Raw genomic sequence first — 23380 nt, forward strand, 5'->3', positions numbered from 1 at the left:
AAAACCGGGCGAAAATAGAGCCCTTGTCGGCGGCGTCATCTGCGCTGCCTGTAGGCGCTGGCTCCCTCGGCCACGGCCTTTTACCCCCTGAATCCATGTTTCCCTTTTCTTCTCGCAACAAAATGTCTGACGCACCCGAAGTGAACCCGGCCCCGGCCAAGCACACCGAGCCGCATCCTTTAGATGCGCTGACGGGCGGCGCGTTTTCCGCCGCGACCTCGGGAGAGAGGGCATCGCGCATCCGCGAATGGCTGCAGACCCAGCCGTCGCCGGAGCAGTTGCAGGAGGTGTTCAAGGAACTGAGTGGGCGCGACAAGGGCGCGGCCCGTGCCGTTCGCGAGCGCCTCGATGAAATCCGGCGTGCCAAGGGCCAGGAGGCAATCGCTGCGGAGTGGGCCGAAAAGGCGCAGGGTTTGCTGGCTGCCGCCAAGCTGAACATCGCCGACGCGCTGGCTTGGCAGCGCGACGCGGCCAAGGCGGGTGCCCCTTTGTCGCGGGAACCTTTGGCGTCGCTCAAGGTGCAATTGGCAGAGCGCATGAAGGTCATCGAAGATCTGCAGCACCGTGTGCAGGTGCAGCGTGAGGCCGCGGTGTTGCTGGCCCAGCGCATCGAGGTGCTTTCCACCAAGCCCTGGCGTGATGCCCAGGCCGCATTGGAGGCGCTGCGCACCGACGTGGGCCGCTGGCAGCAACAGGCTCAGGAATTGACGGACGACCCATCCTGGGTCAGCGTGGAAGCGCGTTTCCCGCCGCTGCTGGATGCCTCGCGCACCCAGCTTCTCGTGGTGTGGGATGCATTCCAGCCGGCAGTCGCTCAGGCGGTGGCGGCGGCGGAAGATCCTGCGGCAGCCTTGCCTCCGGTTCCCGTGTGGGCGGATGAGCTCCGCGTTGCCCGCGGTCAACCGACGGAAGCGGCCGCGGCGCAGCCGGCCGCGCGGCCACCTGCACGCTCCAAGGTGGATCCTGACGTGCGAGACAAGGCCGTGCAGGCCGTGCGCGACGCATTGGTCAAACTGGAGCGTGAGACGGCGGAAGGCCACGGCAAAGCCAGCGCAGGCGCTGCGGCTGCGTTGCGCAGCGTGCTCAAAACCCATGGCAAGCACATCGACGCGGCATTGGAACAGCAGGTGCATACGGCGTTGGTCGCGGCGGGTGAACTCGAAGGCTGGCAGCGCTGGAGCGCTGACCAGGTTCGTGAAGACTTGGTGGCCCGTGCGGAAGGGTTGCTGCAACGTCCCGAAGGCCAGGCTTTGGGTGGTCGCAAGATGCAGGAAACGCTGCGCCAGTTGCGCGAGCAGTGGAAACAGGCCGACCAAGGGGGGCCGGCCAACCATGCGCTGTGGAAAAAATTCGACGAGGCTTGCAATGCCGCCCACAAGGTGGTCGAGGCGTGGCTGGAAAAGGTGCGTGCCGATGCGGCTGAACACAAAGCCCAGCGTGTGGCCTTGCTGGACGAGGTGAAAGCTTGGACGGTGGCCCAGGCAACGGCCGGACAGCCCGACTGGAAGGCGGTCAACCGTGCGCTCCACCAGTTCGGTGATCGGTGGCGCGATGGCGGTCATGTCAGCGAAAAGGTGTTCGCCGAACTGCAGCCCCAATGGAAAGAGGCCATGGCCGCCGCCGCCGCGCCGCTGGAAACTGCGCACAAGGACAGCCTGGCACGTCGGCACGCGCTGATCGACGAGGCAACCGCCTTGGGTGCTGCGCCGACACTGCGGGTCGACGCGGTGAAGGCACTGCAGCAGCGCTGGCAGGCCGAGGCCCAGTCCGTGCCACTGGACCGCAAGCACGAACAGAAATTGTGGGATGCCTTCCGCAAGCCGATTGACGAAGCGTTCAATCGCAAATCCGCTGATCGGGACAAGATGGCTGGCGAGATCAGCGCCCGGGACCGCGTCGTGTTGGAAGCCTCCAAGGCGCTCGAGGAAGCGAATGCCAGCGGCGATGCGCAAAAGATCCGTGGCGCAATGGTCGCTCTGGAGGCTGCACTGCGTGGACAGGCATTGGCCAATGAAGCGGCAGCATCCGCTGCGCAGAACAGGCTAGCTGCTGCGTCGGACAACGTGGCTTCCGCACCCGCAGAGGGGGCCGCGGCTTCGGAAGGTAAGGGCGCCGATGCAGATCAGGCTCCGCCGCCTGCCGCGGCGCCGAAGTCTGCGCCGCGTCCCGTGGTGGCTGTGCGTGGTGACGATCGCCCGGGTATGAAAAAAGATGCGCCTGCACTGCCGGGCCGTCCAGCACGGCCGGGAGATCGCAAAGACGGACGAGGTCCGCGCGATGCCTCCGGCCCCGGCCGGGGTGGCGATGCTCGGGGCGACCGGTTCGGGGATCGGGGTGATCGGTTTGGGGACCGTTCGGAAGCCCGCGGTCCTCGCCTGGGCGACAGTGCTTTCCGTGCTCAGCGCGAGGCACTCGAACATGCGCAACTCACACTGCGCAAACTGGCTGCGCAAGCGCATGGCGAGGCACTCACCCAGCTGATTGCCGCTTGGCAAAAACGGGACGCAGCCCAGTTGCCCAGCGTGCAGGAACTGGGAGTGCAAGCGTCCGTCCGCACGGCATGGACCCAGGCGGTCTCTGCCGCGCCCCAAGGGGATGCATCGGAGGCTTTGCTGAGGCTGGAAATGGCGGCCGAAGTGCCTACCCCTGCGGAGCAGTTGCAGGCCCGCCGTGCACTCCAACTTCAGTTGCTCACGCGCCGAAACGATCCCACGCCCGTCCAGACTTGGGGCCAGGATGTGGCCCGGGTGCTTGCAAGTGCAACCGACGAAACCAGCGCCCGCAGGTTGCAGAACGCGTTGAAGACCCTGCTGCGTAAATAAGCGCGAAGCACAGCAAGGCCGTTGGCCCGACCGGCCTTGCTGTTCCACCAAACCGCCGATGGAGGACTGCGGGTTGGTGGTTGGTAGAAATCTCCAGCCTCCGGTTGCGCAGCCACGCCGATGGCGGAGCGGCCTATCACGGAATGAGCCGAGCCATGACGTCCGGTTCATGGCGCATCGGGCAAAAAAAAGCCGCTGTTTTCACAGCGGCTTTTTTGAATTTGGTGCCCAGGAGAGGACTCGAACCTCCACGATGTTACTCGCTAGTACCTGAAACTAGTGCGTCTACCAATTCCGCCACCTGGGCATGTCAGGAAAGACTCGAATTATAGAGTCTTTTTTGAAGGCTCTGGCTGAGTTGCAAAATTTATTGTTGGGACCATGCCATGCGCCGGGAATGCGGACAATAAAAAAAGCCGCTTCAAAAGAAGCGGCTTTTTTGGCCGACAACCCTGCAGGTTGTCGTTAAACTTGGTGCCCAGGAGAGGACTCGAACCTCCACGATGTTACTCGCTAGTACCTGAAACTAGTGCGTCTACCAATTCCGCCACCTGGGCATTTCAGGAAAGACTCAGATTGTATATCAAAAAAACGACCCCTGGCGCACCTGCTGCGCGCAATGAAGACGAGATCGAAGGCAGTGTGCAGGGGCATCGCGACGGGCATGGATTTGTGCAGCGAGACGACGGCGAATCCGATATCTATATTCCCCCCAACGAGATGCGGGCCGTGCTCCACAAGGATCGCGTGCGTGTCCGGATCGTTCGCCAGGATCGCCGGGGCCGTCCGGAAGGGCGCGTGGTTGAAATCGTCGAGCGGCCCGACCAGCCCATCATCGGGCGATTGCTTCAAGAGAGCGGTGTCTGGCTCGTGGCCCCGGAAGACAAGCGGTATGGTCAGGATGTCTTGATCCCCAAAGGAGCCACCGGAGCGGCCAAGCCAGGGCAGGTGGTTGTGGTTCAGCTGACCGAGCCTCCAGCCCTGTTCGGGCAACCGGTCGGTCGAATCACCGAGGTGCTGGGAGAGGTGGACGACCCGGGAATGGAGATCGAGATCGCGGTGCGCAAATACGGTGTGCCGCACGAATTTTCGGCCGATGCTTTGGCGCAGGCCAAGGCACTGCCCGATAAGGTCCGCGCGCAGGACAAGCGCAGCCGGGTGGATCTCACGGACGTGCCGCTGGTCACCATCGATGGCGAAGACGCGCGTGATTTCGACGATGCCGTCTACTGCGAGCCCGCCAAGGTCGGGCGTGCCAAGGGGTGGCGACTGCTGGTGGCCATCGCGGATGTGAGCCACTATGTGGAGACCGGCAGTGCGATCGATATCGACGCCTATGACCGGGCGACGAGCGTGTATTTCCCCCGGCGCGTGATTCCCATGCTGCCCGAGAAACTATCCAACGGTTTGTGTTCGCTGAACCCCGAGGTCGAGCGCCTGTGCATGGTGTGCGACATGCTCATCACAGCCAAGGGCGATGTGCATGCGTACCAGTTCTACCCCGCGGTGATGTTCAGCCACGCCCGCTTCACTTACACCGAGGTGGCCGCCATCCTGGCCAACACCCGTGGACCGGAGGCGACGAAGCGCAAGCCCCGCGTCAAAGACCTGCTCAATCTGCACGATGTCTACAGGGCCCTGTTGGCTGCGCGGCATGTGCGCGGTGCTGTGGATTTCGAAACGACCGAGACGCAGATTATTTGCGACGATAACGGCCGCATCGAGAAGATCGTTCCACGCACCCGCAACGACGCGCACCGCCTCATCGAAGAAGCCATGCTGGCCGCCAACGTCTGCAGTGCCGATTTCATCGCGCAAGGTGGCCAGCCTGGCTTGTTTCGGGTGCATGAAGGACCGACGCCGGAGAAGCAGGAGATCCTGCGCAATTACCTCAAGGCCATGGGGGTGGGTATGTCCATTGGCGACGATCCGAAGCCTGGCGACTTCCAGGCCATCGCTGACGCCACCAAGGACCGTCCGGACGCTCAGCAGATCCATACGATGCTGCTGCGATCGATGCAGCAAGCCATTTACACGCCGATCAATAGCGGCCATTTCGGGCTTGCATTCGAGGCCTACACCCACTTCACCAGCCCGATACGCCGTTACCCCGATCTGCTGGTTCACCGGGTGATCAAGGCCATCCTCGGTAAAACCAAATACCGGTTGCCGGCATTGCCCACGCCTGGCGAAGCCCATGCCAAGCTGGCCAAGCGTCTGGCTGCGCGCGTTGCTGCGCCCACCATGCAACCACGCAAGGAAGCACCGGTGAGTACCCGTGAAACACAGGCCTGGGAAGCGGCAGGGCTGCACTGCAGCGCCAATGAACGCCGGGCGGACGAGGCCAGCCGGGATGTCGAGGCCTGGCTCAAATGCAAGTACATGCGTGAGCACCTGGGCGAGGAGTACAGCGGCGTGGTCAGCGCGGCCACCAGCTTCGGCATTTTCGTGACGTTGGACGCCATGTATGTCGAAGGCCTCGTACATATCACCGAGCTGGGAGGTGAATATTTCAAGTTCGATGAGGCCCGCCAGGAATTGCGCGGCGAACGCACCGGAATACGTTATGCGATCGGCTCGCGCGTACGGGTGCAGGTGAGCCGTGTGGATCTCGATGGCCGCAAGATCGATTTCCGGCTCATGCGGGAAGGTGAAGACCTTGCGCCCCCTCGGCCAACGAAGGGCAAGGCAACCGCGGGCGCAGGCTCCTCCGACAACCGCGCTGCGCATGCGGCCAGCCCCTCGAACAGAAAATCCCCTGGCAAATCCGCCACCCGGGCGTCGACCGACGAGCGCTCCTCGCGCAAGCAGTCGCCCAAGGCGACTGGCAAGCGTGCCGGACCGCCCGCCAAGGGCCGCAAATCCCGCAGATGAACGTGATGCGCAGCTACGTTGAAAAAAGTCGCATGAGGAATGGTCGATGAGTGATGTATCCAAAGTAGCCATCGTGACCGGCGGCGGGTCGGGCATTGGCAAAGCCGCTGCGTTGGCCTTGCTGAAGGACGGATGGCGTGTGGTCCTGGCTGGGCGCCGGGAATCGTTGCTGCATGCGGTGATTGCCGAAGCCAGTGCCGGGGGGCAAGCCTTGGCGGTTCCGACCGACGTTGCGGACCCCGTTGCAGTTCGGGCCTTGTTCGACCGAGCGGTGGAGGCCTTCGGACGAGTGGACTTGCTGTTCAATAATGCTGGCGTTGGCGCGCCGGCTGTGCCCATTGACGAGCTGCCGCTGGAGCAATGGCACAGGGTGGTCGGCACCAATCTCAACGGCATGTTCTATTGCCTGCAGCAGGCCTTTCGTGTGATGAAGGCGCAGCAGCCGCCAGGCGGTCGCATCATCAACAACGGTTCCATCTCCGCGCATGCTCCCCGCCCCCATTCGATCGCCTACACGGCCACGAAACACGCAGTTTCCGGACTCACCAAAACCGCGTCTTTGGACGGCCGCAAATACGACATTGCAGTGGGCCAGATCGATGTGGGCAATGCGGGGACAGAGCTTGCCCAGCGCATGACGCAGGGGGTGCAGCAGGCCAACGGGCAGATAGCGGCTGAGCCGCTGATGGACGTCCATATCGTGGGCCAGTCGGTGCTCTACATGGCCAATCTGCCTCTGGAGGCCAATGTCATGTTCCACACGGTGATGGCCACCAAGATGCCATTCGCGGGGCGAGGGTAGAACCTTCTGACCGATGGGATCAGGCCGCAATTTGCGGCCTCTCCTTCGTTAAGCAACCGAAGGCGAAAGATTGCTTATGGTGAAGTCGGAGCAGCGAAGGGGTGTGTGGTTCATGGGTGAAGCAGTGCCTACCCGTTCCATGCCCAAGGAAATAGCGCTTTGCCCGGCTGAAGACTTGGTCGCATCGGCAGATGAAAAAGCCACGTTCTGTTCAGGACTGCGCTCTTGGTATGTGGACAGGAAGGGCCAGGATTTACGGGTCATTTCTATCTCCTAGAAAAGTGCAGGCGTCGGGTTGGCGATGCCTTGTTGCTAATCGCTCGACAAGTATTTCCGCAGCCTCTTTCGCTTTTTGTAGGACAGAACAGAACGATGATCTCGGCCTGGCGCTCAGGGATGAAGCAATTGACCGTACAGATCGGAATAGACCCTGGCCGATGCGTCCCAACCGAAGGTTTGCCGCATTCCGGCGCGTTGAAGCGATTCCCAGGTGACGGGTGATTGCCATGCCGCGATGGCCCGCTGCACCGCTTCGTCAAACATTTCCTGGGTGGCGGCCGGCATGATGAATCCGGTGCCTGCCGAGTGAGGTGAATCAGCGTCCACGACGGAGTCCGCGAGTCCACCCGTGTTCGTCACGATCGGTGGGGTTCCGTAGATCTGGCTGTACATCTGGTTCAGTCCGCATGGCTCGAATCGCGAGGGCATGAGGAAACAGTCCGCGCCCGCCTCGATCTGGTGGGCCAACGATTCATCAAAGCCCAGCGTCACGCTGATGTGCTCAGGGTGCAGGGCCGCCAGATGCCTGAAGCGGGACTGGATTGCAGCATCGCCATTGCCCAAGACGACAAGCTGTGCCCCTTGCTGCACCAGACGCTCCGCACCCTCCACCACGAGATCGACGCCTTTTTGCTGGGTGAGCCTTCCGACCAGACCGAACAGCATGCGGTTTTCCGCAGTACCCAGCCCGCATCGCTGGCGCAACGCGGTTTTGTTCAGCGCCTTGCCCGACGGGCTTTCCAAACTGTAGGGCGCAGCGATCAGAGGATCGCTCGCCGGGTTCCATGCGTTCGTGTCGACGCCATTGAGAATGCCGTGCAATGCGTCGGCACGCTCCCGCAGCACCCCGTCTAAACCGAATCCAAGTTCGGGGCCCTGGATTTCGCGTGCGTACGTGGGGCTGACGGTGGTGATGGCGTCTGCAAAATTCAGGCCGGCTTTGAGCATCGACATGCCACCCCAGAATTCGACACCCGCGATGCCACGATGCTCCGGCGGAATCTCCAGCGCATCGCATGTCTGCATCGGAAAGATGCCCTGGAATGCCAGGTTGTGCACGGTGATGATGCTGCGTGCCACTGGGGCGCCGTCGGCCGTGGCACGCGCTTGCGCCAGATAGAACGGCGCCAGCCCAGTGGGCCAATCGTTGGCATGCACGATGTCGGCCTGCCATCCACAGGGCGTAGCCTGTGTTCCCATCATAGCCGAGACGCGGCTGAGCAGGCCAAAGCGCAACGCGTTGTCATCGTGATCCGTGCCGTTGGGTGCGCCGTAGGGCGTGCCAGCGCGTGCATAGAGTTGAGGGCACGAAAGCAGGTAGAGGATGAAGCCGTCTTCCTGGCGCAGTTGCAGCAATTGCGCTGCAGGCCAGGCACCCTGCGGCGCAATGGCAAACAAGCCGACGATCTGGCCAGTGATGGCCATATCGCCGTAGGCTGGCATGAGCAAGGCAACATCGTGCCCCAGGGTTGCCAACGCACGGGGCAGTGCGGCACTGACATCGCCCAGCCCACCGGTTTTGACCAGTGGGGCGCATTCAGGCGTGACGAAGAGGACTTTCATTCGACGTCCTCGGGCACCAACACCACGAATGGCAAGGTACCGCCTTCTGGTTGCAATTCGCCCATCAGCATGTCCAGTTCCAGGCCTTCATCCTTGTCGGCTACCAGGGACACTCCCGTCATCCAGTTTTTCCACCTTGGAATTTTGTCCAGGGCAGGATGTACCGCGGCAAGCGCGACGCGGGTTCCACGCCAACCCATCGCGGTCAGCCCGTACAGCAAACGCGAGCAGACAACCACAATGGCTTTGCCTTCCCGGATGCGTGCAAACGCGACGGCATGTTCGGCGCTCGGCCCCTCCAGGGTCAGAGGAAGGTAGGTGGCGTTTAGGAACAGTTCCGGCATTTTCTGCCGCAACTGCAGCAGCCGCCATGTGACCAGTTGCTTGATCAGAGGCGCCGGAGATGCGCCCAGCATCTCTCGCCATGCGTCGATCTTGGGATATCCCAGGGCGTAGTGCGAGCGCACTGTTTCCAGTGAACGCTCCAGTTCCGTGAAATCGACGGGCCTGCGGTTGTCCGGGTCCACGAGGCTGAAGTTCCACTGCTCGCAGCCTTGATAGATGTCGGGCACGCCGGGGACCGTCAGCTTCAGCGCGAGCTGGCACAGGCTGTTGCGAAACCCGTAGGGGGCGATGGACTGGACGAATTTCTCCAACTCGCGCACGAAACGATCCGTAGAGAGCGCGCCGTCGATGTAGCGGTCAACGGCCGCCTCATAGGCCTCGTTGGGAAACAGCCAGTTGGTCGCCTGCTTGGCCTCGCGCATGGCTTTGACCATGTACTGCTTGGCGCGGTCTCGCAAGCCGATCCGCTCCTCCGCATCGGCGCCTTCTGCCGGCCAGATGCCGACCAGGGCTTGATAGAGCGCCCAGAGATCATGGGGGCTGGGAACCACCGCACCGTCGATCTCCGTCGTGAAACGGGTCCCGAGTTCGCGCAGGTGAATCGCCGTGTCTTCCCACAGCGCCGGAATCTCGGACAGCACGTTCAGGCGGGCGCGCAGATCTTCCGAACGTTTGCTGTCATGCGTGGAGGTCGCCAGCAGCCCATGCGGCAATCGCCGCGACCGTTGCAGGTTGGCCTGATGGAATGCGGCGCCGGACAATCCGAAACGCCGCGGCTCCGAGCCGACATCGTTCAGCGACACCAGACGCACATAGCGGTAGAACGCCGTGTCCTCTACGGACTTCGCCATCACCGGCGCCGTGAATTGTTGCCAGCGGCGCAGGAACGCGCCCCGCAACGCGGGCAGGTGCTGGCCTTCCGTGCCGACAAAGACGCCTTGCAGGTACGCGAGCACGCCGCCCTCGGCGGTGCCTATGCGGCGACGTGCCGCCGCAATGGCCCATTCGATGTGTTGCCGATCCGTGTCGGACAGCCCCGTGCCGTCGGGCGCGATGTAGGTGCGGTAGACGGGGAAGACGGCCGCCACCTCCGTCAGTGCGATGCGCAGCTGGTTGCGCGTGAAATCGCAGGTCTTTCGGTCGGTGCGGCTGATGCGGTAAAGCGTGTCGGCCAGCCACCCCAGGTCACTGAACAGCGAGGTTTCGATGATGTGCTTCTTGCACTCGTGCACCGCCTCTTCGAATTCCTTGCGATCGCCGGTGAAGGCGGAGTACGCATCGTCGAAGGCCGCTTGAGAGGCCGGCTCGACGAATAGCCCATTGACCAGGCTGCTGAACCGGTATCCTGTGGCTCCATGCACGGGCCAATCCTGCGGCAGCGGCTCATGGTCGGCCAGGATCTTTTCCACGATGAGGTACAGCGCACGGGGCTCCCGTCCCGCAGCGCGCGCCAGCGACGCATAGCGCTTTTGCAGCCGGTCGAAGTACTGGGCGGGGTCGGCCAATCCATCCGGATGGTCGATGCGCAATCCGGAGATCTTTCCCTCGGCCAGCCAGCGAAAGATGCAGGTGTGGGTCGACTCGAAGACGGCTGGGTCTTCCATGCGGACGGCAGCCAGGGAGTTGACGTCGAAGAATCGGCGGTAGTTGATGTCGTCGCCTGCCACACGCCAGTCTGCCAAGCGGTACGCCTGATCGCGCAGCAACTGGTCCAGCGCGTCGAAGCTTTCCGGACTGTCCTTCTGGCCGTTCCACTGTGTCAGAAGCGCTTCGATCCATTGGCGCACCCAGGGGTGCTCACCGGCCAATTCCGCAAGCCGGCGCTGATGCAGCGGTGTGTCCCGTTGGCGCATGGTGCGCTCGTTCTCGTCACTGGTATTGCGCGAAGGCAGATTGCCGAACGCATCCACCAACGATTCCATCTGCGCCAGGCTGTCGCCATCGCGTTCGCCTCCCGAAACCGGGGCCGGCACGGCTGCAAAAATGCGCGCGTAATGCTGTGGGTCGATGGGAAGTTCGTGGTCCCAGTAGCGGATGCTGAACCGTCCATTTTGCGGGTCGAATGCCACCTGAAGTTCGCCGGATTCGAGAACGCGGCCGTAATGGCCGCCCAGCATCGGCAGGAGCACGCGCCCGTGCATTTCTGGCGCGGTCGGCTCCCACTCGATGTCGAAGGTGCCAGCATGGGCGGAGGCCCGCCCATGCTGGAGCACGTCCTGCCACCAGGGGTTGTTGGAATCCAGCACCCCCATGTGGTTGGGCACGATGTCGAGCACCTGGCTGAGCCCGTGCGCCTGCAGCGCTTCGCACAAGGCGGTGTGCGTGGCCTCCGATCCGACTTCGGGATTCAGACGGGTCGGGTCCACCACGTTGTAGCCGTGCGTGCTGCCCGGCGCGGCCTTGAGATACGGCGAGCTGTAGAGGTGGCTGATCCCCAGTGCATGGAGATAGGGCACGGCCCGGGTGACCTGCTCGAAGGTATTGCCTTCGTGGAACTGCACCCGGTACGTCGCCAGGGGAATATCGGCGGTGTCGAGCGGCGGCAGTGCCTCGCTGAAGGGCAGGGCTGCGCCGCCGCGCTCGGCGCGCATCGCGGCCGCAATGTCCGCAAAGCAGGGATGGGTCGCCAGCTTTTCCAGCGGCACGCTCAGGCGCCGGCGCCAGTTGGGCTGCATGGCCTCGGTGGAGCCCGGCACATTGACCTGCTCCAACTGGCCTGTCACGTCTTCCAGTTGCACTGCCGCCAGCCAGCAGGGTGTTCTGGCGAGATAGCGATGCACTGCGGCCACGAAGTCCGCGTTGGCTTCGGGCACCGATTGCGGGTCCGCAGTGGCACCGCTCGGAAGCAGCCCTTCCTCGTTGAGCGCGATGAGCAATCTCACGCGGTCCTGGGCGCGCTCCATCAAGGCGCGGGCGTGGGCGTCCGGGGCGGACAGCCAGCCCAGGCGCGACTGCACCTCAATGTCTTCGGCCGCCCAAAACCCACGCAGTGTGGGCAGGTCATGCGTGCTGACCACTGCCAGGGCCTGATGAGGCCAATGGGCCGGCGTGCGGAACGCGCCGCCATCGGCACGTTCGAAAATCAAAGGCCGATAGGACAACAGCGTTTTGTGCGCCATGGCCTCCCGCATCTGCGGCGCGACGTTGCCCAGGTCTTCGCCGATCACCAGGCACTGGTGGCGATGGCTTTCGATGGACATGATGGCCAGCAAGGCGTCCAGAGGGTAATAAACGTACGCACCGCCGTCCGCACTGGTCCAGAACAGGCGCATGAGTGCCATGACATGGTCCATCCGCAAGGCGCCGGCCGGGCGCATCACGCTCGTCAGCAGCCTGCGCATGGGCAGGAAATGCGCCGCCGCCAACGCACAAGGATTCATGGGAGGAAGGCCCCAATCCTGTCCCTGGTGGTTGAGCGGGTCCGGTGGAGCCCCCACGTTCATGCCACGCGCGTACAGGCCCTGGCCGGTCCAGGTCTCCGAGCCCCCGTCGTTCGCCCCGACCGCCAGGTCGCAATAGAGACCCAGCGGCATCATCGAACGGGCCCGTTGGCTCACCCGATCGAGTTGTGCATGGGCCAGCCACTGCAGCCAGAAGCGGTACTGCACTTGATCCGCATGGTCCTGGGCAAAGGATTTAACCTCGGCACCCTGGGGGTCGCGCATCGCTTCGGGCCATGCAGGCCAACCCCAGACACTGGGGTCGATGGCGTTCAAATGGCACTGGATGGCCTCGTACAGCGCGTGTTGCCCGAGGATGTCGGCTTGACCCCTCATGAAGTCGCGGAAAGCCGCCGCTCGAGGCGAGTCGGTGCTCGATTCGCTGCGCTGGAACTCGTCCCACAGCAGCCCCAGCACCTCCTGCTTGGCGGCTGCGACTTCGGCATAGCGCACTTCGCTCGAAGCCCGCAACGCACCCAGCCGCTGCTGGAAAGCGGCGTCCGAGAACAGTGTCTGCGCAGCCGAACTGCGCATGAATTCAGGCACCGCCGCCACATCGATGAAGAGCGTGTTCAACGCCATCCGGCTTGACGGGCTATAGGGGCTTGCAGCCTCTGGCTGATCGGCGCGCAAGGCATGCAACGGGCTCAATCCGACGAAAGCCGCGCCTTGCCCGGCAGCAATGGACACGAGGTCCGCCAGATCGGTGAAATCGCCGATGCCCCAGTTTCGCTCCGAGCGCAGGGCGTACAGCTGGGCACTCAGGCCCCACCAGCGTTCGCCTTGCCGCAGGGGTTCCGGGGACCAGCAATGCTCGGGCGCCACGATAACCAGCCGTTCGGCCGATACCCCCGGTGAATGGAGGGCGTAGTAGCCCATGGACAGCGAAGCGGGTACCTCGGCGACGGTGCCTACGCCCTCGCACACCAGCGTGCGTTCCGCCGTCTCAGCGGTGAACAGGCGCCAGGGCCCTTCGTTGTGAAGCGGCACGGTGGCCGCGCTGCCCTCCAATACCAGCACAGGGGAGGGCACGGCGCTGGTATCTGCATGGTCTCCCATGGCGGCCAGCGCCCGCTCGATGACGGAGGCCGGCACGTCGCGGTGCTCGCCCCAGAAGCTGGTGTAGTTCAGTGCAATGCCGGCCAAGTGGGCGCGATGGCGCAGGGCTTCGCCGGGGGTAGGGTCCGTCATGCGTTGGGCTCCAGAAAACACCAACGGGCGGACCAAGGTGCCCATTGGGTTGTGTCATTGCTCCAGCGGTGTGAAAACCGCGGGGTTCCCTGCGGGCCGTCGGGTATTGGCGCCTCGACGGGCATTTCGCTCAGGTTGATATCCATCTGCCATTGCGCGCCATCGTCGTAATGCCACCGCACCTGCAGGCCGCGGGCGCCCACCACCCGGGCCACGTGGCCCCGTGGTACCAGCCGGTGCTGGCGTGGGTTGAGCCACTGCCTGCGCGCTGCGAGCGCCTCGCGCAGCAAGGCTTGTCGCGCCAGGCCTTGCGGGCTGTCGGCTTGCTGCCAGTCGAGGCGGCTGTGTGCGAAGGTGACCGCATCGCAAGGATCCGGAAGCGTGCCGCCCGGCGGGACTTCGTGGCCGAATTCGCGCAACCGGCCCTGGCGCACGGCATCGCGCAGTTCCCCTTCCCAATCGGCAAAGTAGAGAAACGGTGTCTGGGCGCCGAATTCATCGCCCATGAAGATCAGCGGCGTCGCCGGGCCCAGCAAAGTCAGCAGCATGGCCAGTTCGGCAGCGGGCGCTGGAACCAATTGCGCCAGCCTTTCACCGAACGCGCGATTGCCGACCTGATCGTGGTTGCCGAAGAACTGGACCATGGTGGAAAGGGGCTCGGGCGCCGCAGCCACCACCTGGTGCCTGCGACCTTGTCCGTCGCGGTCGCTGTGGGCAAAGACATAGCCGTTCGTCAGCGCGCGCGCCAACAGGGCGGTTGGCTCAATACCGTAGTCGCCGTAATAGCCCTGCGTTTCGCCAGTCAGCAGCACATGCAGTGCATGGTGAAAATCGTCATTCCATTGCGCGTCATAGCGGGAGGGCTGGGGGCTGGGCGCCAGATGCTCCGGCTGGTTCTTCTCGTTTTCGAGGACGAGGTGTACATGCCGGCCAGCGCATGCGGTTCGCACGCGCTGCGAAAGTTCGGCGAGAAAGTCGGGCTCGCTGTCGTCGATGATGGCATGCACCGCGTCCAGGCGGAGTCCGTCGAACCGGAATTCCTCGATCCAGTACATCGCGTTGTGGATGAAGAATTCACGCACGGACCCGCTCTGGGCGCCGTCGAAGTTGATGGCGGCGCCCCAAGGGCTGGTGTGCTTTTCAGAAAAGAACTGCGGTGCGTAGAGGCCGAGGTAGTTTCCGTCCGGTCCGAAGTGGTTGTAGACCACGTCGAGCATCACCATGAGGTCCAGCGCATGTGCCCCATCGATGAAGCGTTTGAGGTCATCGGGGGTTCCGTAGTCAGGGTGCGGAGCAAAGGGTAGCACGCCGTCATATCCCCAGCCGAACCGGCCCCCGAAGCATGCCAGGGGCATCAATTCCACTGTGGTGATGCCCAGGTCTTTCAGGCGCGGCAACTGCTGCAGCGCGGCTTGAAGGGTGCCCTCGGGCGTGAACGTGCCCACATGCAGTTCATACAGAACCACCTCGCTCCAGGGCCGCCCTTGCCAGTCCACCTGCCAGTCGAAGTCCTTGGCATCGGTGATCTCGCTGACGCCATGCGGGCCGTTGGGATTGCTGCGCGATGCCGGGTCCGGCATCAGCGGGCCACCGTCCACCTGCCACTGATAGCGGGTGGCGCGAGAGGCTACTTGCAATTCCACGTGCCACCAGCCGTTCGGACGGGATTGCGCCGGGAGCGGCACCATGGGCGACGCTGGCGCCGTGCCATGGTGCAAAACCACTTCGCGGGCGTTGGGCGCCCAAAGGCTGAATCCGGCGCCGCCGTCGGCCGTGAGCCGGGCGCCGAACGGCATGTCATGCCGGTACTTCATGACAGGTCGGTGCGTGAGGGTGTGGTCAGAACGGCCATGGAATGCGGCTGCAGCGTCCACTGCCCGCCTGCAGCGATGTCTGTCGCGTCGGCTGGTGGCACGGCAGCGGTGCGGGTGTCCACCCGCACGGTCCACACGCGGCCATGCTCGTCCTGAGGCAGGGTGAAGACCGCATCGGCAGGGGTCGCATTGAACAGCAACATGACCGACTCGCTGTCGCCATGGCCCTCCATCAGCGCTGCTACGCAGCGCACCTGGGGGTCTTCCCATTCTTCCTGGGTCATTGAAAGGCCCCAGACGCTGTGCCAGTTCAGGGCCACGCAAGCAGGGTGTCCTGTGGTGCCTGCCGGGTGCACGGCAGGACGCAACACAGGCAATGCATGTCGCAGCGCCAGCAGGGCCCGGGTAAATCCCATCAGTTCGCCCTCGCTCGTGGCCTGGTTCCAGTCGTACCAGGACAGGGCGCTGTCCTGGCAGTAGCCGTTGTTGTTGCCGTGCTGGGTGCGGGCCATTTCGTCACCGCCCAGCAGCAGGGGCGTGCCGTGCGAGACGAACAGAGTGGCGATGAAATTGCGCATCTGGCGCGCGCGCAGGGCCTGGATTGCGGGATCGTCCGATGGGCCTTCGGCACCGCAGTTCCAACTGCGGTTGTGGTTTTCACCGTCGCGATTGTCTTCCTTGTTCGCGTCGTTGTGCTTCTCGTTGTAGCTCACCAGGTCGGCCAGACTGAAGCCGTCATGCACCGTCACGATGTTCACGCTGTCCACCGGCGGTCGCTTGCGTGCGGCGAGCATGTCGGCGCTACCGCACAGGCAGGCGGCGAACGAGGGTAGGCTGCTGTCGGCGTTGCGCCAATAATCGCGCACGGCGTCGCGGTAGCGGCCATTCCATTCCATCCATCCCACCGGGAATCCGCCCACCTGGTAGCCGTCCGGGCCCAGGTCCCAAGGCTCGGCAATGAGCTTGACACCCGACAGCACGGGGTCTTGCGCCACGGCCGCGAAAAAAGCGGCACGGTGCGTGAAGGCGCCCGTGGGGTCACGGCCCAGTGCGCAGGCCAGGTCGAAGCGGAAACCATCCACGTGCATTTCCGTCACCCAGTAGCGCAGGCTGTCGAGCACCAGGCGCAACGCGGCCGGGCTGCTTGTATCCACCGTATTGCCGGTGCCGGTGTAGTCCACGTAGTAGCGCGCGTCTTCCGGAGACAGCCGGTAATAGGCGGCGTTGTCGATGCCCTTGAAGCTGATGGTCGGCCCCAAGTGATTGCCTTCTCCCGTGTGGTTGTAGACCACGTCCAAAATCACCTCCAGCCCGGCAGCGTGCAGCGCCTTCACCATGGCCTTGAATTCGTCCACGCCGCCGTCTGACTTGGAGGCGCTGTAGCGTGGCTCCGGCGCGAAGAACGCAACGGTGTTGTAGCCCCAGTAGTTGGTGAGGTCGTTGTCCACCAGCCGCTTGTCGTCCAGAAATGCCTGGACAGGCAACAGCTCCACGCTGGTGATTCCCAGCTCGCGCAGGTGGGCAATGGCGGCATCGCTGGCCAGTCCGGCATACGTGCCTCGCAGGGGCTCGGGCACGCCGGGCATGGTCTGGGTAAAGCCCTTCACATGCACTTCGTAGAACACGGTGTCTTTGGCAGAAACGCGGGGTGGCGCATCGTCACCCCAGTCGAAACGCGATTTGACGACGCGGCATTTGGGCGCCACCGCACCGTTGTCCACGGTGCTGGGCTGCAGGTCTTCTTCTTCCTGATCCAGTTCGTAGCCGAATTGCTCCGCATGGCCGAGCACCGGCCGATCGAGGGCGAGCGCGTACGGGTCCAGCAACAGTTTCGCGGGGTTGAAGCGATGTCCGTTGCCAGGCTCGTAGGGGCCGTGCACCCGCAGTCCGTATTTCTGACCGACCTTCAACCCCTTCACCAATCCGTGCCACGTGTCCCGGCTCAGGCAGGGCAGCGTGATGCGCGCCGTTTCCTGATCGTCCTCGGAGAACAGGCAGATCTCCACCTTTTCGGCCGATGGCGCATAGACGGCGAAGTTCACGCCGTGCCGGCTCGCCGTGGCCCCCTGCGGCCAGTGGCGGCCCGGCTCGACGGTATAACGGACTTTCTTGTGGCGGGATGCAACGGGAGCGGAAGGCGTATTCATCAGGTCGGGTTTCATGCAGCTACTTTGCGGTCGCTTTCGGGGGCCATGGGGGCCGGTGGCCGGGCACGGCCGATGCTGGGGGTGTTGGTGCCGGAATCCTGCTGGGTCGTGAAGAACTTGCGTGGGACAACCACGATGCCGCTTTCGGTGACATGGAAGCGCTTGCGGTCTTCTTCCAGATTGAAGCCGATGCGTTCATGGGCGGGCACGTCGTTGTCCTGGTCGATGATGGCGCGCCGGATCTGGGCACCGCGGCCGATGCGGGTACGCTCCATCACGATGCAATGCTCCAGACGGGCATCGCGCTCGACGACGACCGAACGGCGCAGCATGGCATGGTCGAGGGAGGCCCCGTCCACGATGCTGCCCGAACCCACCACCGAGCGGTGGATCACGCCATTTTCGATCTGGGCGGATTCCGCCTGGTCGGGGCTGGCGTAGATCGGCCACTGGCGGTTGGTCATGCGAAAGCGCGGCGTCGCGCCCAGCGTGTCGAAGTGGGCGTCGAAGTACGAATCGATGGTGCCCACATCGCGCCAGTAGCCGTGCTCTTCGTAGGGCTCGGTTCCGGGGATGGTGTTGGTGTCGAAGTCATAGGCCATCAGGCGGTGCGACTCCAGCATGGTCGGCAGGATGTGCTTGCCGAAATCGCTGTGACCGGTCTCGTGCGCTTTCTTCAGTGCGTCGAGCAGCACGTCCGCATTGAAGAGGTAGTTGCCCATGGAGGCCAGCGCATGGGTGGAACTGCCGGGCATGGGGTGCGTGGATTTCGGCTTCTCGACGAACTGCGTGATGCGGTGGTTCTCGTCCGTTTCCACGATGCCGAATTGGTCGCACTGCGACAGCTTCACCGGCAGCGTGGCCACGCTGACATCGGCGTTGTTGGCCACGTGGAAGTCGATCATCTGGCGCACGTCCATGCGATAGATGTGATCCGCTCCGAACACCGCGACGATGTCGGGCCGGAAGCTCTCGATCAGGTGGATGTTCTGGTAGACCGAGTCGGCCGTGCCTTGGAACCATTCGGGGCCGTTGCGCATCTGGGGCGGCACCACCGTCACGAAATGCTCGGGAATGAAGCGGGCCATGGTCCACGATTGGCGGATGTGCTCGATGAGCGACTGCGACTTGTACTGCACCAGAAGGTAGATGGAAAAGATTTCCGAGTTCACCAGGTTGGACAGGACGAAGTCCACGATGCGGTGCTTGCCGTTGAACGGGACGGCCGGCTTGCAGCGCTCCGCGGTTAGCGGATGAAGGCGGGAGCCTTCACCGCCGGCCATGACGATGGCGAGGACATTTTTGGTGCGTGACATGGTGGGAACTCCCAGATGGATCAGACGTGGAAAGGTGAGGTGGAGACAATCAGGGTGGGCTGCGGAGATCGACATCGGAACGCGGAGATGCTGGGCAGCCCGGTGGCTGCCAGCACATGCGCCATGCGGATCGATCCGGGCCATCCTCCTCTTGCATCCCTTTTCACGCGCGACGGAGCCCGGCTCGGAGCCTTGCCTGGAAGGCAGGGGGCTCCGGAGGCCGGGTCATGGAGGGAGTTGGGGTGCATGCAGGTGGTCCTGGACGCATCTTCTGTTGCGATGCAACAAGAGGTTGCAGGAAGTTCCTACCTGCCTATGTAGGCACTTGCCTACATGGTTCTGCGGTCTCGCCACGGTGCCTGGTCCGGGCGCCGGCACGGCTGCGAATTGTCACGGCCACCATCGCAGCGGACACCCGCGCTGGTGTCACATGCCGCTTAAGCGGCTACGCGTCGGGGACGCCAGCGTACAGCCGGATCTCGCGTACGGCGAATGGCGTGCTGGCCGTGACCTTCTGGCTGTTTGCTATTTAATTAATAGCTATATGCCGTTGATATTGTTGCGCTGATGGCCGATGGGGGCACGGGTCGCCTGCCGCTGGGCTGCCCGCGCCTGCTCCTCTCTGGCCGACTGCGCGCCGGGGCTGACGCGCTGCAGCAACTCCAGCAGCAGCGCCCATTCGGCCGGCGAGTACAGCTGGCGCATGCCTGCTTCCATCTCCAGCGAAATGGCATGCGCCTGCCGGGCAATGGACAGGCCCTCGGCCGTGAGGCGGATGGCCTGTGCCCGGCGATCGGTGGGGTTGCGCTCGCGCACCAGCAGGCCCCGGCTCTGCAGTCGGCTCACCACCAGGGTGAGGTTGGGCGCACTCAGGTTGAGCGCCTGCGCCAGCTGCCGTTGGGACAATCCTTCGCCGGGCATGAGCAGCATCAACAGGGAAAATTCGACGGTGCGCAATTGCATGGGCTCGCCGATCGCCTGGAAAAAGGCGCGGTTGGCCGCTACCCGTGCCTGTGCCAGGGCGTAGCCGAGCAGGTGTTGGACGGTGGATGGATCGACGGGAGATTCATGCATGGAGGGTTTCCGGGCGGTCGAGTGTAAGAGTCCTCGCAATCCCTGCCAGTCCAGCACAAGACACCTGAACGGATTGCTCTGACACTCGGGGCAGCCCTGGCCTCGTGGGCCAAAGCCGCTGTTTTATAGGTAAAGGCGAAGTGCTTGGCGGCGGCTGGAGCCCCTGAAGCCCGTACATTCCCCGACATTCACGTGCACTCGCCATGGAGCGAGGCATTATCGCCACGCGCATGCCGGCCGACGGTTGGTTGGCTTGTCGCAGCATGGCCGCGTGCGCCCGGGTGGAGCGGGGTCGTCAGCTATCCGTCAGCGCTCGGCGTCGCCTTGCTGGTCCAGCTGGGCTGCGCAGGCAGCGATCAGGGCGTCGAACGCATCGAAGGCCAGCGGTTTGGCCAGCACGTGATCGAAACCGATCAGCTGCGCCCGGTCCGAAACGCCCAATCCCGTGATGGCGATCGCGATGCAGGGCCGGCCGGCCGCTGCAGCGCGCAGTTGCGGAACGAGCTGGGTGCCGAGCATGTCGGGCAGTTGCTGGTCCACGAGGAACAGCGAGGCGGGGCGCTGCGCCATATGCTGCAGCGCTTCGCTGCCGCTGTGGGCGACGCGCACCGTGTAGCCCTGCAGATCGAGCAGGTCGCTCAGCAGTTCGGAGGCATCGCGGTTGTCGTCAATGATGAGAATGTCTGCAGGCATGCGGGGCTTCGCTGACGGTACAGTGTTTTTTTAAAGACCATCGAACGATCAAGTCCAATAGTCTTCTTCTTAAGCCTCTATTGTGCCCGGCCTCTGCACCGGCAACCGGACCGAAAAGACAACATGGGGGGCGCGGTATTCGTACCCGATGCTGCCCCCGTGCCCCTGGACGATCTGGTAGGCGATGTACAGCCCCAGTCCCATCCCCGACCGATTGCGCGCGTTGCCGACCGAAGAGGCCTTGAACGGGCTGAACAGATTGCGGGCGATGTCTTCCGGAATGGGGGCGGCGACATTGCGCACGGCGATCTCGTGCCATTCACCAGTGGCGCTGGCATGCACCTCGATGGGATGTCCGCTCTGCCCATGGTGCCGTGCGTTGCCGATCAGGTTGACGACCACCTGGGCAATGCGATCGGCATCGACCTGGGCTTTCAGGGCAGCGGGGATGGTGCCCACGATCTCGGTGCCGGGGTGCGCCGTGCGGGCCTCGTCGATGAGGTCGTTCAGCAGGGCGACCAGATCCACGTCCGTGCGCTGCAGATCCAGTCCCAGGCCGCTCTGCAGGCGCGACATGTCCATCACCTGGCTCACCAGCCGCTGCATGCGGCTGCTGGAGGATTGGATGCGCTGGCCGATCCTGCCGGCCCGCCCGCCGTCGGTGCCGCCCTGTTCGAGCACACGCGCGGCCATGCTGATGGAGTGCAGCGGGTCACGCAGATCGTGGCCCAGCACGGCCATCAGCTGGTTGCGCGTGCGATTGATCTCGGCGGTGCGCGCGTTCTGCACGCGCACGAGTTCGTCCATCAACTGCCGGGCGGCGTCCAGTTCCAGCGTGCTCCAATGCTCGGCGGTGGACCGGACGGTTTCCTTCCACAGATCGAACGAGCCGCGCGGGGTGAGTCGCGGGCCCAGGGGGCCGTGGCGGATGTCCTTGTCCGGCTTGCCGCCCCAGTGGATGGTCTCGATCTGCTCCTTGCGAAAAAAGATCAACCAGCCGTTGCGGTCCCGGTCGAAAGGAATGCCCAGCACGCCGCACCAGGGCGACGTCACGGCGGCCAGGTCGGGTGCAAGCTGCGGCAGCGACTGGGTCTGGAACAGGCGCTGCCGGTCCTGGACCGGCTCGGCGGCCAGCCATTGCACGATGGCGCTGCCCGCCGCTTCCGACACCTCGCCGAAAACGGTCAGCTTCGCGCCATGGGCCACCAGCGCCGCATCGGCCTGCAAGATGGCGGCCATCTCGGCCGTGTGCTGGGTCAGGGCGGTGAATTCGTCGTCCGCGTGCAGCAACTCTTCGATGAGGTGGGTCCGCGCACCGGCCAGTTGCTGCAAGCGCTCCGCCTGGGAGCGCGAGAGCGTGCTCTGAATGTTGGCCGACAGCACCTGGGCGATCACGTCGCAGGCCATGCGCACGCTGTAAGGCACCTGGCGTGGACCCATGTGGTGGCAGGCGATCAGGCCCCAGAGCTGTTCGTTGATCACGATGGACACGCTCATCGAGGCACCCACGCCCATGTTGGACAGGTATTCGATGTGGATCGGCGACACGCTGCGCAGGATGCTGCCGCTCAGGTCCAGCGGGGGCGCGCCGGCCTCTTGCAGCAGGGGCACCGCGGCCGAGCGCACGTCGGCGATCAGCCGCAGGGTGTTGGCCACGTAGAGCCGGCGTGCCTGCGCTGGAATGTCGCTGGCCGGATAGCGCCGGCCCAGGTAGGGGTCGAGCGTGTCGACGCACGATTCGGCGGCCACTTCGCCGCTGCTGTCGTGGCGAAAGCGATAGGCCATCACCCGGTCGAAGCCGGTCAGGGCCCGCAATTCTTCGGTCGCCAGTTGTAGCAACTCGTCGATGGCCCGGGGCCGGCGCAGCTTTTCCATCGCGCGGTGGGCCTGCACGGCAAAGCCTGCCAGCTCGCTGTGGGTCTGGTGGCGCAGTTCGAATTCGGCCACCAGCATCGCGCTGCCGACATGCAGCACCACGTCGAACTGGCGGTCTTGCACCTGCAGCTCGCTGGGCATGGGCACATCCCGCTCGCCCCGCAGCGCCTGCAGGCCGTCCTGCAGGAGCGCGGCAATCAGCGGGCACACGGTGCCCGGGTTTTCGGGCAGGGGCTCGCCCACGGTCACGCCGCAGTGCAGAAGGGCCTGCACGTTGGCGCCGACATAGCGGACCACGCCTTCGCGGTCCACCGCGATCAGGGTGCCATGGCTCTGGATGCTGCCCGGCACGTGGATGGGCTCGCGATCGCAGTTGTCCAGCGTGGTGGTGGTGCCGGGTGTGAATGACTGGATCATGCGAGCACCCCCTGGCCCTGCAACTGTTGCCGCAGGCCATCGAAGCCGGCGCGTGCGCCGGCGCACGCCGCCTGGATATCGAAACGGCTCTGCACGTGGGTGTCGAGCAGCCTGGTGAAATGTTTCCAGCGCAAACCCGTGCCGGCACCCAGGCCCTGTAAGTAGCGCAGCGGATGCGGCGCCAGCCGGGGCGCCAGGCGCTGGTACAGGAACTGGCCGCCCAATTGCGAGCCTTCCACCACATAGGCCAGGCCCCAGCAGACGGCGGCATGGCCTGGCGCCCCGAAGGCGGAAAACGCCTGCGCCGCCATCTCCTGCGTGCAGCCGCTGGTATCACCGAAGCCGTCTTTGGCGTGCGCCGGCGCGGCGTGCGTTGCCAGCCAATCCGCGTGCAAGGCGTGCAGGCGGGCGGGGCGCGCAAAGTCGAAACCGGGCACCAGCGACTCCAGGGCGGCCAAGTGCGGCTGCAGCGCCGTGAGCCAGGCGCTCAGCGCCAGGGTGTGGTGGCGGTAGTCTTCCAGGCTGGCATCGGCCCTGCCGAGCGGCAGGCTGGCATCCAGCTGCGCGTGCGATTCCTTCGTGGTTCGTCGCAGCGCCGAAAGGCAGTCGGTCTCCGGCACCGGGGTGCCGGAAGGGAGAGGGGATCGCTGTGACACGGAAGAAGGGCAGGGGATCGGGATGGGCAGAAAAGACTGCAGCAAGATTCTAGGGGCTGGATCTGCCCATGG

12 protein-coding genes, 2 tRNA genes and 1 pseudogene are annotated in these 23380 nt (G+C 64.3%); 3 read left to right on the top strand and 12 right to left on the bottom strand.

What is annotated here, in order from left to right; translation table 11 throughout:
• The first annotated feature begins 95 nt into the window (after positions 1–95).
• Positions 96–2822, top strand: a complete 2727-nt coding sequence (locus tag AVAK2825_RS19055) for a DUF349 domain-containing protein (protein WP_284401793.1) — start codon at positions 96–98, stop codon at positions 2820–2822.
• 222 nt (positions 2823–3044) lie between these two features.
• Here the strand turns inward: AVAK2825_RS19055 and AVAK2825_RS19060 are convergent.
• Positions 3045–3129: transfer RNA gene (locus AVAK2825_RS19060), tRNA-Leu, on the bottom strand.
• A 165-nt stretch (positions 3130–3294) separates the two neighbouring features.
• A tRNA-Leu gene (locus AVAK2825_RS19065) sits at positions 3295–3379 on the bottom strand.
• A gap of 19 nt (positions 3380–3398) precedes the next feature.
• On the opposite strand from AVAK2825_RS19065, the gene rnr reads away from it, so the two are divergent.
• Positions 3399–5696, top strand: a complete 2298-nt coding sequence (rnr, locus tag AVAK2825_RS19070) for a ribonuclease R (protein WP_284401796.1) — start codon at positions 3399–3401, stop codon at positions 5694–5696.
• 46 nt (positions 5697–5742) lie between these two features.
• Complete coding sequence (locus AVAK2825_RS19075) at positions 5743–6498, top strand: SDR family oxidoreductase (RefSeq protein WP_272563958.1); 756 nt, start codon at positions 5743–5745, stop codon at positions 6496–6498.
• Positions 6499–6546: 48 nt separating this feature from the next.
• Here AVAK2825_RS19075 and AVAK2825_RS19080 read toward each other — a convergent pair whose 3' ends face one another.
• The 10 genes and pseudogenes from AVAK2825_RS19080 to AVAK2825_RS19125 form a co-directional block, all read right to left on the bottom strand.
• Complete coding sequence (locus AVAK2825_RS19080; protein WP_284401799.1) at positions 6547–6762, bottom strand: hypothetical protein; 216 nt, start codon at positions 6760–6762, stop codon at positions 6547–6549.
• A 64-nt stretch (positions 6763–6826) separates the two neighbouring features.
• Positions 6827–8340: pseudogene (gene glgA, locus AVAK2825_RS19085) on the bottom strand (glycogen synthase GlgA); the annotation flags it as partial.
• On the bottom strand, positions 8337–13316 hold the full coding sequence (locus AVAK2825_RS19090; RefSeq protein WP_284401800.1) for a malto-oligosyltrehalose synthase: 4980 nt from the start codon (positions 13314–13316) through the stop codon (positions 8337–8339). The pseudogene glgA and the gene AVAK2825_RS19090, both read right to left, overlap by 4 nt.
• On the bottom strand, positions 13313–15130 hold the full coding sequence (gene treZ, locus AVAK2825_RS19095; protein ID WP_284401802.1) for a malto-oligosyltrehalose trehalohydrolase: 1818 nt from the start codon (positions 15128–15130) through the stop codon (positions 13313–13315). The genes AVAK2825_RS19090 and treZ overlap by 4 nt, the downstream gene beginning before the upstream one ends.
• Complete coding sequence (gene glgX / locus AVAK2825_RS19100) at positions 15127–17292, bottom strand: glycogen debranching protein GlgX (RefSeq protein ID WP_284401804.1); 2166 nt, start codon at positions 17290–17292, stop codon at positions 15127–15129. The genes treZ and glgX overlap by 4 nt, the downstream gene beginning before the upstream one ends.
• Positions 17289–18593: a glucose-1-phosphate adenylyltransferase gene (glgC, locus tag AVAK2825_RS19105; RefSeq protein ID WP_284401806.1), complete on the bottom strand. Its 1305-nt coding sequence runs from the start codon at positions 18591–18593 to the stop codon at positions 17289–17291. The genes glgX and glgC overlap by 4 nt, the downstream gene beginning before the upstream one ends.
• A gap of 540 nt (positions 18594–19133) precedes the next feature.
• On the bottom strand, positions 19134–19667 hold the full coding sequence (locus tag AVAK2825_RS19110; RefSeq protein ID WP_284401808.1) for a MarR family winged helix-turn-helix transcriptional regulator: 534 nt from the start codon (positions 19665–19667) through the stop codon (positions 19134–19136).
• A gap of 306 nt (positions 19668–19973) precedes the next feature.
• Positions 19974–20360: a response regulator gene (locus AVAK2825_RS19115; RefSeq protein WP_272563952.1), complete on the bottom strand. Its 387-nt coding sequence runs from the start codon at positions 20358–20360 to the stop codon at positions 19974–19976.
• 69 nt (positions 20361–20429) lie between these two features.
• The gene (locus AVAK2825_RS19120) at positions 20430–22652 is read right to left on the bottom strand and encodes an ATP-binding protein (RefSeq protein ID WP_284401811.1); all 2223 of its coding nucleotides are present in this window, start codon (positions 22650–22652) and stop codon (positions 20430–20432) included.
• A complete protein-coding gene (locus AVAK2825_RS19125; protein ID WP_284401813.1) occupies positions 22649–23308 on the bottom strand; it encodes a biliverdin-producing heme oxygenase in 660 nt (219 codons plus the stop codon). The genes AVAK2825_RS19120 and AVAK2825_RS19125 overlap by 4 nt, the downstream gene beginning before the upstream one ends.
• Between the last annotated feature and the right edge of the window lie 72 nt (positions 23309–23380).

The sequence above is a fragment of the Acidovorax sp. SUPP2825 genome, assembly GCF_030158995.1.
Taxonomy (GTDB): Bacteria; Pseudomonadota; Gammaproteobacteria; order Burkholderiales; family Burkholderiaceae_C; genus Paracidovorax.

Bases quoted from the DNA above. Each gene is read 5' to 3' on its own strand.
- AVAK2825_RS19075 (WP_272563958.1), top strand. From the start codon at position 5,743: ATGAGTGATGTATCCAAAGTAGCCATCGTGACCGGCGGCGGGTCGGGC.
- AVAK2825_RS19120 (WP_284401811.1), bottom strand. From the start codon at position 22,652: ATGATCCAGTCATTCACACCCGGCACCACCACCACGCTGGACAACTGC.
- glgX (WP_284401804.1), bottom strand. From the start codon at position 17,292: ATGAAACCCGACCTGATGAATACGCCTTCCGCTCCCGTTGCATCCCGC.
- AVAK2825_RS19055 (WP_284401793.1), top strand. From the start codon at position 96: ATGTTTCCCTTTTCTTCTCGCAACAAAATGTCTGACGCACCCGAAGTG.
- AVAK2825_RS19115 (WP_272563952.1), bottom strand. From the start codon at position 20,360: ATGCCTGCAGACATTCTCATCATTGACGACAACCGCGATGCCTCCGAA.
- AVAK2825_RS19110 (WP_284401808.1), bottom strand. From the start codon at position 19,667: ATGCATGAATCTCCCGTCGATCCATCCACCGTCCAACACCTGCTCGGC.
- AVAK2825_RS19090 (WP_284401800.1), bottom strand. From the start codon at position 13,316: ATGACGGACCCTACCCCCGGCGAAGCCCTGCGCCATCGCGCCCACTTG.
- treZ (WP_284401802.1), bottom strand. From the start codon at position 15,130: ATGAAGTACCGGCATGACATGCCGTTCGGCGCCCGGCTCACGGCCGAC.
- glgC (WP_284401806.1), bottom strand. From the start codon at position 18,593: ATGTCACGCACCAAAAATGTCCTCGCCATCGTCATGGCCGGCGGTGAA.
- AVAK2825_RS19080 (WP_284401799.1), bottom strand. From the start codon at position 6,762: ATGACCCGTAAATCCTGGCCCTTCCTGTCCACATACCAAGAGCGCAGT.